Here is a 13,391-nt window from a genome sequence, read left to right as displayed (position 1 = left end):
ACGGGTGGTGTCCAACCCGCTCGGGCTGGCGGTGCTGGGGTTGCTGATGGAGTCGCCGACGCATCCCCATGCCATGGCCGCCACCCTGCGGGAACGGGGCATGGACCGGGCGTTCAAGGTGACCACCGGCTCCCTGTACGACGTGGTCCGAGCACTGGAACGGGCCGGGTGGATAGCGGCGCGGGAGACGGTCAGGGTCGGTGCCCGACCGGAACGGACGATCTATCAGCACACGCCGCTGGGGTGGCAGGAGTTCGTGCGCTGGGTGGAGGAGCTGATCCGCGTCCCGGCCGAGGAGTACCCGAAGTTCTTGTCAGCGGTCAGCTATCTCGGCGCGCTCGGGCCGGAGGGCGCGGTGGCGGCGTTGCGGGAGCGGGCCGAGCGGATCCGCGCGTCGCTGGCGGAGATCCGGCAGGGGCACCGCGAGGTGCTGGAGGCCGGTGAGGTGCCGCGCCTGTTCGTGGTGGAGGCCGAGTACGCGGTGCGGATGCTGGAGGCCGAGCTGGGCTGGCTCGAGGAGATCACCGGCGATATCACGACCGGTCGGCTGGCCTGGCCGGAACCGGTGACCGGCTGGGTCCGCGTCCAGAACGAGACCCGATGACGACCGGGAGTGGAGGTTCGATGAAGGTCATGGTGGCCGGGGCGGGACCGGCCGGGTTGATGCTGGCGGCGGAGCTCGCGCTGGGCGGGGCCGAGGTGGCGGTGGTGGACCGGCTGCCGGAGCGGTCGCCGTTCTGCCGCGGCTTCACCCTCAACGCCCGCAGCCTGGAGTTGCTGGACCGGCGCGGCATCGCCGACCGCTTCCTGGCCGAGGGCCCGACGGTGCCCTACGGCATGTTCGCCGATCCGAGCCACCCCCTGGACCTGGGCGCGATGGACACCGACCACCCCTACGTGCTCGGGATCGCGCAGACCCGGGTCGAAGAACTCCTCGAGCAGTGGCTGGCCGAGCTGGGTGTGGCGGTGTCCTGGGGGCACGAGGTGATCGGCCTCGGTCAGGACGATGACGGGGTGGACGTGACCCTCCGGGTCGGCGGTCAGCACCAGCACCGGCGGGTCGACTACCTCGCCGGCTGCGACGGCAGCCGCAGTGTCGTGCGGAAACTCGCCGGGATCGGCTTCCCGGGCACCGCGGCCACCACCTTCGGCCTGCTCGCGGATGTGGAGCTGGCCGACCCCGCCGACCTGCCGTTCGGGATGACCGACGGCGAGCACGGCACGGTGTTCGTGATCCCGCGACCCGGCTACCTGCGGATCGTGCTCGACGAGCCGACCCCACCCGCCGACCGCGACGAACCGGTGCGGCCGGCCTACTTCCAGCAGATCCTGAACGAGACGCTCGGCCGCCCGGTGGAACTCCGCAACCCGCGCTGGCTCACCCGGTTCTCCGACGCGGCCAGGCAGGCGGATCGCTACGTCGCCGGCCGGGTCGTGCTGGCCGGCGACGCCGCACACATCCACCCGCCGGCAGGAGCAGTGGGGGTGAACGTGGCGTTGGCCGACGCGGTCAACCTCGGCTGGAAGCTGGCCGCCACCGCGCTCGGCCACGCACCGGACGGGCTGCTGGACAGCTACCACCACGAGCGGCACGAGGCCGGGGCACGCGTGCTGCGAACCACCCGCGCCCAGATGATCCTCGGACGACGTCGACCGGACCTCGATCCGGTCCGAGACCTGTTCAACGAACTCACCGACCTGCCACCGGTCAGCACCTACCTGGCCGAACTCACCACCGGCGTAAGCACCCGGTACGACCCCAAGATCCCCGGCGACCATCCCTGGCTGGGCAAACTCGCCCCGAACTTGAAACTGACCATCGGCGACAAGCACACCAGCGTCGCCGAACTGCTCCGGCCCGCACGCCCGGTACTTCTCCACCTCGGCGACCGTGCCTGGCCAGTCGACACCGACACCAGCACGGACGGCAACGTGGACACCTACCGCGCCCACTGTCCCGAACACCCCGAACTCGACGGTCTGCTGCTCCGCCCCGACGGACACACCGCCTGGATCTCCACCACCACCGACCCACAACCCGCCGGCACCTTCACCACCGCCTGGTCCACCTGGTTCAGTGCCCCGGCACTCTCCCCACCCGGACTGGGCAAGCAAGCCGGTTCCACCGCCACCGTCACGTAGGGACACACCTGGGCGCTGCACACATCCGGCGGTGGGCTTGGTCAGGTGTGGATGAGCCGTACCTCGGGCAGGCCGCGGACCGTGGCCACCAGTTCCGCCTCGCGCTGGAGCTCCTGCTGCTGGGACTTGGTCAGCGGTTCGAATGCGGTGACCGTCAGCTCCAGCCGCTTGGCCGTGCTCTTGGGGCGCCAGGTCCCGGCCAGCTCGCCGTTGACCAGCAGTGCTCCCGGGTTGCCGATGATCTTCCAGATCTCCTTGCGGCGGGCCGCTTCCGGCACCAGTCGCTCCCGGTCCCTGGCCTGGAGGTAGGGGTCCAGTGGCGGGAGCAGCCGCACGACCTGGGTCTTCGGCGGGGTGCGGAGCTGGGGGAGGGCGTCGGCGGGGAGCCAGGTCTGGGCGCCGTCGAGGGTGACCTCGGCCAGGTCGGTGGGCCAGACCGGGGCGAGGGCGGACTGGGAGGTGCCGAGGTAGGCGGCGGCCTCGGCCCGGGTGGCGGGGCCGTGCAGGCGCAGGTAGTCCAGGATCAGCGGGGTGGCGCCCGCCGATGTTTCCGGGATGGGTGGGCGGTCTTCCAGGGGGCGCAGCAGCAGGGTGGGGCCGGTGAGGTCGTGGCGCAGGCCGGCGAACAGGCCGATGGTCTGGAACAGGCTGCCGTAGATGTGGTGGGACTGGCAGGTGCGGCAGTCGTAGGAGTACGCCGGGGGAAGCAGGCGGGTGACCGCGGCGCTGACCTCGCCCCTGGGCATCGGGGCCGGCACGGCTTCGCGGAGGGCGGTCGAGGCGGCGCGGAAGGCATCCAGGGATGAGATTCCGGCTGCCTTGAGGGGTTTGCGTTCCGAGCCCAGGCGGGCGAAGGCGTCCTTGTCGTCCCTCGGCCACAGGTGGCGGGCCAGGGCGGTCAGGTCGCGGCGGCGGTGCAGGTGCGGGGCGCCGCGCACCGACCACAGCAGGGCCAGGTCCTCGGTCAGCTCCGGCGGCGCCGGCAGGCGGGCGGCCAGGGCCAGCTGAGCCGAGCCCCTGGTGTCCTGCACGCCGAGGGCGAGCACGTCCAGGTCGCGGGCGTGCCGGTGCGCGCGGTGCAGGCCCTGCGCGGCCATCCGGTACGCCAGGGCCTGGGCTCGAGTCACCGTGGTGGCCATGGCGACAGCATGCCGTGCCGGTCCGACATTCCGCGGCCGTGCGGTCCACTCTGGTCGTTCACGGTTCACCCGGTCGTGGTCGTCATCCGCCGGAAAGGACCTCGTCTCATCCACGAAACGTGGTGTGGGCTGAGTCGTGTTTTCGACCCGATCGTGATTGCGCGGCAACGGCTCCGAGGCGGATGTGGGTGAGAGGATGCGGTTCGAGTTCGAGACCTGCCCCCAGTGTGCGGGGTCCGGAGTGGACGTGGACAACGACTACGGCCCGTGTGGGAGATGTGGTGGAACCGGAGACATCCCGAAGCAGTGACCCCGACTTAGTGCCGCGCTGTCACTGGTGTTCGGACACCGGGTTCATCACCTGGAGCCAGCCAGTGCCGCAGGCGGACGGAAGCTTCCGGTTCGCCGAGCTGTCCCACCCGTGCACCCAGGGGTGCTCGGGCTGGTGGAAGCAGCCGGCGGCCCAGCGCGGCCGGGTGGTGGAGGGCCAGGTCTCGGTGGCGCTGCCGCCCGGTCAGCGGCGCAGGGCCAAGAGCTCCGAGACCGTCACGAAGCGGTAGCCGCGTTCCTTCAGCCCGGCGACCAGCCCCGGCACGGCGGTCAGGGAGGGCTGGCGCACCGGGTACATGACGTGCAGCAGGACGATCGACCCAGGGCGGGTCTTCTCCAGCACCGCCCTGGTGATCGCGGCCGGATCGGCGGCATCGGTGCCGTCGGACTCCGGCTCCACGTCCCACATGATCGTCTGACGCCGGTGCTCGGCCAGGTAGCGGGGCAGGCTGAGCAGCTTCTTCCCGTTCGGCGGCCGGAAGTGGATCTCCCCGGTGTGCCCGGCCGCCCTGATCAGCGCGTCGGTGCGCTCGACCTCGGTGCGCACGAAGTCCCCGCCCACCAGCACCATCCGCTGGTGGGAGTAGGTGTGGTTGCCCAGCTCGTGCCCGGCCCGCACGATCGCCTTCCCGTGTTCGGGGTGGGCGGCCAGCTCCCGGCCGGTGACGAAGAAGGTGGCCTTCACCTGGGCCTCGGCCAGCGCCTTGAGCACCTCGGGGGTGCCTTCGGTGGGGCCGTCGTCGAAGGTCAGCGCGACCACCTTGTCCCCGGTGTCCACCCGGTCGGTGAGCCCGCCGTAGAACTGGAAGGTCCGCGAGTCGCTCACCTGCCAGGTCCCCCACAGCGAGGTGAGCAGCACCAGCACCGGCACCAGGGTCCAGACCAGCCACCGGCGAGGCCGAAATCTCCGCATGTTCCCAAGACGCATCAGCGGCTCTCCGGTTGATCATCGATGTCCGGCGGCGGGCAGCCAGCGGACAGGCGTACCGTCGCGCGGGTGAACACCAGTGTGCCAACGGCTCCCGCCGACCTGCCGCGCACCGTGGGCGCCCTGCGCGCCGCCGGGCACCAGCCGCGCAGCGTGGCCGAGGAGATCCGGACCAACCTGCTGGCCGCCCTCGGTGACGGGCGCCCGGTGTGGCGCGGCATCGTCGGCTTCGACGAGACCGTGCTGCCGCAGCTGGAACGCGCGTTGCTGGCCGGGCACCACCTGGTGCTGCTCGGCGAACGCGGCCAGGGCAAGACCAGGCTCGCCCGGACCCTGGCCGGCCTGCTGGACGAGTGGACGCCGGTGATCGAGGGGTCCGAGCTCGCCGAACACCCCCTGGACCCGATCACGCCGGCTTCCCGCCGTCGCGCCGCCGAACTGGGCGAGGACCTGCCGGTGGCCTGGCTGCACCGCTCGCAGCGCTACGCCGAGAAGCTCGCCACCCCCGACACCTCCGTGGGTGACCTGGTCGGCGACGTCGACCCGGTCAAGGTCGCCGAGGGCCGCAGCCTCGGCGACCCGGAGACCATCCACTTCGGGCTCATCCCGCGCGCCCACCGCGGCATCGTGGCCATCAACGAGCTGCCCGACCTGGCCGAGCGGATCCAGGTCGCGCTGCTCAACGTGATGGAGGAACGCGACATCCAGGTCCGCGGCTACACCCTGCGGCTGCCGCTGGACCTGCTGCTGGTGGCCACCGCCAACCCGGAGGACTACACCAACCGCGGCCGGATCATCACCCCGCTCAAGGACCGCTTCGGCGCGGAGATCCGCACCCACTACCTCAGCGACCTCGACGACGAGATCAACCTCATCCGCCAGGAAGCCGAACTGGTGGCCGAGGTCGGCGACCCACTGCTGGAGGTGCTGGCCCGGTTTGTCGGGCACCTGCGCGAGTCCAGCGCGGTGGACCAGCGCTCCGGCGTCTCCGCCCGGTTCGCGGTGGCCGCCGCCGAGACCGTGGCCGCCGCGGCCCTGCAACGCGCCGCGCGCACCGGGGAGTGGCCCGCGGTGGCGCGGCCGGTGGACCTGGACGCGGTGACCCCGGTGCTGCGCGGCAAGCTGGAGTTCCACGCCGGCCTGGAGGAAGAGGCCGGGGAGCTGCTCACCCACCTGCTGCGGCGTTCGCTGGCCGAGACCGCCCGCACCTCGCTGGCCGGGATCGACCTGCGCTCGCTGGTGGAGGCCGTGGCCGAGGGGCACCCGGTGCGCACCGGGCCGAGGGTGCGGGCCGCCGAGGTGCTGGGCGCGCTGCCGGAGCTGCCGGTGCTGCACGAGGTCGCCGCCCGCTTCGGCGTGACACCGGCCGACCCGCCCGGCCGGATCGCCGCGGTGGTCGAGCTGGCACTGGAGTCGCTGTACCTGTCGCGGAACCTGGCCAAGGACGTCGAGTCGGGGGACGCGGTCTACGGGGGCTGATAGAACAGGGCGATGTCCCTGCGCTCAGTTCTCGGCTCGCTCCTGCTCGCGGTCGCCGCGATCGGCACGCTCACGCCCCCGGCCACCGCGGCCGGGGGCGGGCTGCCGCCGGGGTTCGTGGTGCTCTCCGACGTCGACCCCACCATCCGGCACGACATCCGCTACTTCGGGCGGCACAACTTCGTCGGCGACCGCATCGACGGCTACCGGCGGCCGCTGTGCGTGCTCACCCGCCAGGCCGCGACCGCGCTGCGCACCGCCCAGCGCGCGCTGCTGCGGCAGGGCTACACGCTCAAGGTCTACGACTGCTACCGGCCGCAGCGCGCGGTGGACCACTTCGTGCGCTGGGCCAAGGACCTCGCCGACGAGCGGATGAAGGCCGAGTTCTACCCCAACGTGGCCAAGGACCGGCTCTTCGCCGACGGCTACATCGCGGAGAAGTCCGGGCACAGCCGCGGCAGCACCGTGGACCTCACCCTGGTCAAGCTGCCGGTCCGCGCGCAGCGCCCGTACCGGCCGGGTGAGCCGCTCACGCCGTGCTTCGCGCCGGTGGGCACCCGGTTCCCGGACAACACCGTGGACATGGGCACCGGCTACGACTGCTTCGACCCGTTGTCCCACACCGACAACCCGGCCATCACCGGCCCGGCCCGCGTCCACCGCGACCTGCTGCGCGGCACCCTGGCCTCGGCCGGTTTCCGCAACCTGGCCGAGGAGTGGTGGCACTTCACCCTGAACGACGAGCCGTTCCCCGGCACCTACTTCGACTTCCCGGTGGCCCGCCGCGCACGGCCCTGAACCGGCGTTGTTCAGTTATGGCCGAATCCGGTGCCAAGATCGTCGTGGCCCTGGTTACGTGGCCGGCATGCGCGAGTCGATGAAGAAGTTCGTCGTGACCGGGGCGAGCCTGGCGCTGGCCGGGGGCGCGGCACTGGCCGTCAGCACGCCCGCGGTCGCCGCCGAGCCCGCCGCGGTGCCCAGCTGCGTGCAGAGCCTGGTCCAGGACGGCGCCACCACGCTGACCGTGGTGGTGCGCAACAACTGTGACTTCCCGGTGCGGGTGCAGGTCAACTACGAGCCCGGTCCGGCAGGCGCCTGCACCACGGTCCCGCCCCGCTGGAGCCACACCGAGTCCAGGGCCAAGCCGGTGAGCTTCGCCAGGCTCACCGCCTGCTGACCAAGCCGCCGACGGCAGGCCACCATCCCTCCGGTGGCCTGCCGTTTTGCGGTGCCGGGCCGAGATCGGCAGGCGTAGGGTGGCGGACATGAGCGATCCGGTTCGGCGCTACCGGTACGGGCGCTTCTCCGGCGGGCCCGACCCGCTGGCGCCACCGCCTGACCTGCGGGCCGCGCTGGAGGAGATCGGCCGGGACGTGATGGAGGGCCGCTCACCCGATGCCGCGCTGCGCGAGCTGCTCCGCCGCGGCCTGCCCGGCCAGCACGGGCTCGACGACCTCACCCAGCGGCTGTGGCGCAAGCGCAGCGAGCTGCAGCGGCGGCACCGCCTGGACGGCACCCTGGAGCAGGTCAAGGAGCTGCTCCAGCGGGCGCTGACCAAGGAACGCCAGGCCCTGGCCCGCGACCTCGACGACAACGCCCGCTTCCAGGAGTTCCAGCTCGACGCGCTGCCGGCCAGCCCGGCCGGGGCGGTCCGCGAGCTCACCGAGTACGACTGGCGCTCCGGCGAGGCCCGCGAGGCCTACCAGGAGATCCAGCGGATGCTCGGCCAGGAGGCCCTGGAACAGCGCTTCCGCGGCATGAGCGAGGCGCTCAAGGCGACCACGCCCGAGGACGTGGCCCGGGTGCGGGAGATGCTGGAGGACCTCTCCGCGCTGCTCGGCCAGCGCGCCCAGGGCGACCCGGACATCGAGGCCAAGTTCGCCGAGTTCATGGCCAGGCACGGCGAGTTCTTCCCGGAGCACCCGCGCACCGTGGACGAGCTGGTCGACCTGCTGGCCGCGCGGGCCGCGGCGGCGCAGCGACTGCTCAACTCGTTGTCCCAGCAGCAGCGCCAGGAGCTCGCCCAGCTGTCCCAGCAGGCCTTCGGCGACCCCCGGCTCGCCCAGGCCCTGCAACAGCTGGACAACCAGCTGCGGCAGCTGCGGCCCGGCCAGGACTGGACCGGGCGCGGCCGGTTCCGCGGCGACACCCCGCTCGGCATGGCCGAGGGCGCGGCCGCGTTACAGGACCTGGCCGAGCTGGACCAGCTCGCCGAACAGCTCGCCCAGTCCTACCCCGGCGCGCGGCTGGAGGACATCGACCTGGACACGCTGGCCCGCCAGCTCGGCCGGGAGTCCACTGTGGACATGCGGCGGCTGGCCGAGCTGGAACGCCAGCTGCGCGAACGCGGCCTGCTCGAACGCGCCCCCGACGGGGAGCTGCGGCTGACACCCAAGGCCATGCGGCAGCTCGGTGACACCGCGCTGCGCGACGTGCTCGACCAGGTCCGCACCCGGCGCGGCGACCGGGACAACCAGGCCGCCGGCGCGGCGGGCGAACTCAGCGGAGCCACCAGGCCGTGGCAGTTCGGCGACACCGAACCGTGGGACGTCGGGCGGACCGTGCGCAACGCCGTGCTGCGCGCCGCGGGGCAGCGGGAGCGGGCGGTGCGCCTGGACGTGGCCGATGTCGAGGTGGCCGAGACCGAGCACCGGTCCAGGGCCGCGGTCGCGCTGTGCGTGGACACCTCCTGGTCGATGGTGCAGGACGGGCGCTGGCTGCCGATGAAGCGCACCGCGCTGGCCCTGCACCACCTGATCAGCACCCGGTTCCGCGCGGATGCCTTGCAGGTCATCACCTTCGGCCGGGAAGCGGCCACGATGGACATCGGCGAGCTGACCGCGCTGGAGGGCGCGTGGGAGCAGGGCACCAACCTGCACCACGCGCTGCTGCTGGCCGGACGGCACCTGCGCCGCCACCCCGACGCCCAGCCGGTGGTGCTGGTGGTCACCGACGGCGAGCCCACCGCGCACCTGGAGCCCGACGGCGAGGCGGTCTTCGACTACCCGCCCCGGCCGGAGACCCTGGCCCGGACCCTCGCCGAGCTGGACGCGCTGGCCAGGCTGGGCAGCAACCTGACCGTGTTCCGGCTCGGCGAGGATCCCCGGCTCACCCGGTTCGTGGACCTGATGGCCCGGCGCAGCAACGGCCGCGTGGTCGCGCCGGACCTGGACGGGCTTGGCGCGGCGGTGGTCTCGGACTACCTGCGCAACCGGCGCTCGCGGTAGCGCCACCGGTTCGGCAGCTCACAGGGGATCCACCTCCGTGAGGGTGTCGGTGAGCAGCAGCCAGCGGGTGATGCCGAGGGTGCGCAGGAACGGCAGGTCGTGGCTGGCGACCACGAGCGCGCCCGCGTAGGCCGACAGGGCCTGGGTCAGCTGGGCCACGCTGGCCAGGTCCAGGTTGTTCGTCGGCTCGTCCAGCAGGAACAGCTGCGGGGCGGGCTCGGCGAGCAGCAGCGTGGCCAGCGAGGCCCGGAACCGCTCCCCGCCGGAGAGCGTGCCCGCGGCCTGCTCGGCCTTGCGGCCGCGCAGCAGGAACCGGGCCAGCTGCGCCCTGATCCGCTGGTGACCGGCCTCCGGCGCGGCCTTGGCCACGTTGCCGATGGCGGACAACCCGTCGTCGAGCACGTCCAGCCGTTGCGGCAGCCACCGCATCGGCACCTTCAGCGACACCGAACCGGAGACCGGCGCCAGCGCGCCGGTGATGGTGCGCAGCAGCGTGGTCTTGCCGGAGCCGTTGGCCCCGACCAGCGCGATCCGTTCCGGGCCGCGCACATCGAGGTCCACCACCGGTCCGCAGCGAAGCTCCACTGTGGACAGTCGGAGCACCTCCCGGCCCGGCGGCACCTCGGTGTGCGGCAGCTCCACCCGGATCTGCCCGTCCGCGCGCACCGCCTCCTCGGCCTCCTGCACCCGGTCCTTGGCCTCGGCCAGCTTGTCCAGGTGCATGGTGCGGTGCTTGCCCGCGGAGACCTCCGCGGCCCGTTTCCGGTTGCCCATCACCACCTTGGGCTCCCGCTTCTGGTCCCACATCTTCTGCCCGTAGCGCAGCCGCCGGTCCAGCTTGACCCGCGCGTCGATGAGCTCCCGCTGCTGCCGCCGCAGGTCCTGCTCGGCCGCGCGCACCAGCCGCAGCGCGGTCTCCTGCTCGGCGGCCACCGCGGCCTGGTAGTCGGTGAAGTTGCCGCCGTAGTAGCGCACCTCGCCGTCACGCAGGTCCGCGATCCGGTCCATCAGGTCCAGCAGCTCCCGGTCGTGCGAGACCACCACCAGGATCCCCGGCCACTCCGCTACGGCGCGGTGCACCAGGCGGCGGGCACGAAGGTCCAGGTTGTTCGTGGGCTCGTCGAGCAGCAGGACCGGCGGCCGTCGCACCAGCAGCGCGGCAAGCGCGAGCAGGACGGACTCGCCGCCGGAGACTCCGCCGACGGTGCGGTCGAGGCCGAGGTGGCCAAGACCGAGGCGGTCGAGGGTGGCCCGGGTGCGTTCCTCGACGTCCCAGTCCTCGCCGAGGACACCGAAGTCGACTTCGGCGCCCCGGCCGGACTCGATCGCCGCGAGGGCCGCGCGTTGCGCCGAGATACCGAGTACGTCATCAATCCTCCTGGAAGCGTCCAATGTGATGGTCTGCGGCAGGTAGCCGATCTCGCCGGTGACGCTGACCGACCCGGACACCGGGGACAGCTCACCGGCGAGCAGGCGCAGCAGCGTCGACTTGCCGGAGCCGTTGACCCCGATCAGCCCGGTGCGGCCGGCGCCGATGAGCAGGTTCAGCTCCTCGAACACCGGCTCGCCGTCGGGCCAGCGGAAACCGAGTGCGGAACAGGTGACGGATGCGGACATGGCGCACCTCCTGAGGTGTCGTCGCGAGAAGAGAGGGCGACACGCGAGCGCACAGCGACGACACGGAACTCAGGAGAGGGGCGCGTCCAACGGGGGAGTCGCGGCCGGGTCCGAGCACGGGCGGAGGCGGGCGTGCCTCAACGTCGCGGTGACTCGCAACCTCAGCCGATCAACCTGTGCTCCCCTGGACGGCAATGGGACGACAGCTACGTTAGGCACCCGGCGACCGCGCCGCAACGCATTTTCGCTCCGTCCACATGAGACGATGCTCGACGTGCGGGACCACGGTCTGCCGACCCCGGTCGGCTTCGTTCTCGGTGGCGGCGGCAGCCTGGGCGCCATCCAGGTCGGCATGCTCCGCGCGCTGGCCGAACACGGCATCCGCCCCGACCTGGTGATCGGCACCTCGGTCGGCTCGGTCAACGGCTCGCTGCTGGCCCTCGACCCCGAGCACGCCGCGGGCAGGCTGACCCGGATGTGGGCGCTGATGACCCGCTCCAGGGTCTTCCCGGGCGGCCCGGTCCGGCAGCTGCGCACCCTGCGCGCCGGGCGCAACCACCTGTTCCGCAACACCGGCCTGGCCGAGGTGCTCACTGAGGGCCTGGACGGCGCGAGCCGGTTCAGCGACCTGGTGCTGCCCTTCGGCGCGGTCGCGGTGGACGCGGTCACCGCCTCCCCGGTGCTGCTGGCCGAGGGCGAGCTGATTCCAGCGATCCTGGCCAGCGCGGCCATCCCCGGCATCTACCCGCCGGTGCGCATCGGCGAGCGGGTGCTCTACGACGGCGGCGTGCTGGCCAACGTGCCGGTGCAGCAGGCGCTGAGCATGGGCGCGAAGTCACTGGTCGTGCTCGACTGCGCCTTCCCGGGCCACCTGCCCGGGGTGCCCGCCTCGCTGCCGGAGACGCTGCTGTTCTGGGCCACCCTGGCCACCCGCAACCAGGCGGTGCTGGAGGCCACCCGCTGGGCGGAGACCGCGCCGATCGTCTACCTGCCGGGCGCGCCGGCCCGGCCGGTGACGCCGCTGGACTTCCGGTTCACCACCGAGCTGATCGCCACCTCCTACGCTGAGTCCACCGAGTTCCTCGCCACGCTGCGGGTGGACGGACCTGGCCTGTACGGCCATCCCGCCGGGCCGACGCCCAGCACACCCTGACCACTCTGGTTGTCTTGCGGGCATGGGGAGAAACGCGCTGCTGGTCGCGCTCGGGGTGGACTCCTTCGGCACCGGGGTGTTCCTGCCGGTCACCGTGCTGTACCTGACCTTCGTGATCGGCCTGGACCTGCCGACCGCCGGGCTGGTCGGCGCGGCGGCCACCGCGGTCGGCCTGCTGGTGCCGCCGCTGGCCGGGCACCTGGTGGACCGGTGGGGGCCGCGCACGGTGCTGGTCACCGCCCAGCTGGTGCAGGCGGCCGGGGCCGGGATGTACCTGGTGGCCACCAGCGTGCCGGAGGCGTTCCTGGCGGCGGCGCTGCTGGCCATGGGGCAGCGCGGGTTCTACTGCTCGGTGTTCGTGCTCATCGCCGACCTGTCCGCCGAGACCAGCAAGGACCGGCCGTTCGCACTGGCCGGGGTGATCATGTCGGTGTGCTTCGGCGCCGGCGCCGGGGTGGCCGGGCTGCTCACCGGGGCGGCGGGGGACTGGCCGTACCGGCTGGTCGCGGCGGGCAACGCGGTCAGCTTCCTGGTGTGCGCGGCCATCCTGCTCCGCTACGTGCGCCCCGCCCCGCACACCCCGAGCGAACGCGGCGACGGCGCCTTCCGGCAGTTGCTGGGCGACCGCCCATACCTGGGCCTGATCCTGGTCAACTTCGCCTTCGCGCTGGCGGTGGACCTGTTCGTGCTCGGCGTCCCGGTCTACCTGCGCCTGGTGCTGGGCGCCCCGGCCTGGATGATCGGCGCGGTCATCGTCACCAGCACGGTCTTCCGGCTGTGCTTCCAGGTCGCCACGGTCGACCGGCTACGCAACGTCCCGCGCACCACGGCGCTGGCAGGGGCGGGCCTGCTGTGGATCACCTGGGCGCTGGCCACCGCGGCCGCGCTGTGGGTGCCTGCCCCGTGGAACCTGGCCTACCTGCTGGTGATCACCCTGGTGCACTGCGTGGCCAACCTGGTGCACGCCCCCACCTCCACCGCCCTGGCCGAGGCCAGCGCCCCACCCGGCGCGCGCGGCCGGTACGTGGCCAGCTTCCAGTACTCCTTCGGCGTCTCGAACGTGGTCGCGCCCGCGGTGATCTCCCTGACCGCGTTCCACCCGGTCCTGCCGTGGCTGGTGCTCGCCGCGGTGCTGACCGCGGCCACCGCGGCGCTGCCGGTGCTGGGCCGCACCCTGCCCGCGGTTGCCGTGCACCGCTGACGCGACAACTGCTCACGAAAGAGGCGTGGCGCGCCAGCGACACGGCGGGCTCTTGACCAGGCGGTGGGGTTGATTTTTTCGCGTCGTGCGTTCGTGACCCAGACACTCCGAAGCTTGCTTCGCGTGTGTCTGTGCTCCGGCGGCTGCGCGCCAACGGCCCGGACACCCCAGGCGC

11 protein-coding genes are annotated in these 13,391 nt (G+C 72.5%); 8 read left to right on the top strand and 3 right to left on the bottom strand.

Going from position 1 to position 13,391, the window contains the following annotated elements; genetic code table 11:
• Positions 1 to 7 precede the first annotated feature (7 nt).
• Both ACWDY5_RS26305 and ACWDY5_RS26300 read left to right on the top strand, forming a co-directional pair.
• On the top strand, positions 8 to 604 hold the full coding sequence (locus ACWDY5_RS26305) for a PadR family transcriptional regulator (RefSeq protein ID WP_449724839.1): 597 nt from the start codon (positions 8 to 10) through the stop codon (positions 602 to 604).
• 20 nt (positions 605 to 624) lie between these two features.
• Entirely contained in the window at positions 625 to 2,142 is a 1,518-nt protein-coding gene (locus ACWDY5_RS26300; protein ID WP_449724838.1) for an FAD-dependent monooxygenase, read from the top strand.
• Positions 2,143 to 2,183: 41 nt separating this feature from the next.
• Here the strand turns inward: ACWDY5_RS26300 and ACWDY5_RS26295 are convergent, their stop codons facing one another.
• On the bottom strand, positions 2,184 to 3,281 hold the full coding sequence (locus ACWDY5_RS26295) for a DNA glycosylase AlkZ-like family protein (protein ID WP_449724837.1): 1,098 nt from the start codon (positions 3,279 to 3,281) through the stop codon (positions 2,184 to 2,186).
• A gap of 514 nt (positions 3,282 to 3,795) precedes the next feature.
• Positions 3,796 to 4,524 (bottom strand): polysaccharide deacetylase family protein, encoded by a 729-nt coding sequence (locus ACWDY5_RS26290; protein ID WP_449724836.1) that lies wholly within the window; start codon positions 4,522 to 4,524, stop codon positions 3,796 to 3,798.
• 96 nt (positions 4,525 to 4,620) lie between these two features.
• Between ACWDY5_RS26290 and ACWDY5_RS26285 the strand changes: the two genes are divergently transcribed.
• From ACWDY5_RS26285 to ACWDY5_RS26270, 4 genes are all read left to right on the top strand, one after another.
• The gene (locus ACWDY5_RS26285) at positions 4,621 to 6,018 is read left to right on the top strand and encodes an ATP-binding protein (protein WP_449724924.1); all 1,398 of its coding nucleotides are present in this window, start codon (positions 4,621 to 4,623) and stop codon (positions 6,016 to 6,018) included.
• A gap of 12 nt (positions 6,019 to 6,030) precedes the next feature.
• Positions 6,031 to 6,816: a M15 family metallopeptidase gene (locus tag ACWDY5_RS26280; protein ID WP_449724835.1), complete on the top strand. Its 786-nt coding sequence runs from the start codon at positions 6,031 to 6,033 to the stop codon at positions 6,814 to 6,816.
• Positions 6,817 to 6,883: 67 nt separating this feature from the next.
• Positions 6,884 to 7,195: a hypothetical protein gene (locus ACWDY5_RS26275; protein WP_449724834.1), complete on the top strand. Its 312-nt coding sequence runs from the start codon at positions 6,884 to 6,886 to the stop codon at positions 7,193 to 7,195.
• Between the two features lie 88 nt (positions 7,196 to 7,283).
• Entirely contained in the window at positions 7,284 to 9,245 is a 1,962-nt protein-coding gene (locus tag ACWDY5_RS26270; RefSeq protein ID WP_449724833.1) for a hypothetical protein, read from the top strand.
• A gap of 18 nt (positions 9,246 to 9,263) precedes the next feature.
• Here the strand turns inward: ACWDY5_RS26270 and ACWDY5_RS26265 are convergent, their stop codons facing one another.
• Positions 9,264 to 10,862, bottom strand: coding sequence for an ABC-F family ATP-binding cassette domain-containing protein (locus ACWDY5_RS26265; RefSeq protein ID WP_449724832.1), 1,599 nt, complete (start codon positions 10,860 to 10,862; stop codon positions 9,264 to 9,266).
• A 265-nt stretch (positions 10,863 to 11,127) separates the two neighbouring features.
• Here ACWDY5_RS26265 and ACWDY5_RS26260 point away from each other — a divergent pair, with 265 nt between their 5' ends.
• Both ACWDY5_RS26260 and ACWDY5_RS26255 read left to right on the top strand, forming a co-directional pair.
• Positions 11,128 to 12,015 (top strand): patatin-like phospholipase family protein, encoded by an 888-nt coding sequence (locus tag ACWDY5_RS26260; RefSeq protein ID WP_449724831.1) that lies wholly within the window; start codon positions 11,128 to 11,130, stop codon positions 12,013 to 12,015.
• Positions 12,016 to 12,037: 22 nt separating this feature from the next.
• Positions 12,038 to 13,216, top strand: a complete 1,179-nt coding sequence (locus tag ACWDY5_RS26255; RefSeq protein ID WP_449724830.1) for an MFS transporter — start codon at positions 12,038 to 12,040, stop codon at positions 13,214 to 13,216.
• The last annotated feature ends 175 nt before the right edge of the window (positions 13,217 to 13,391 follow it).

It is taken from the genome of Crossiella sp. NPDC003009 (assembly GCF_053591555.1).
This window is presented reverse-complemented; position numbering and strand designations above follow the sequence as displayed.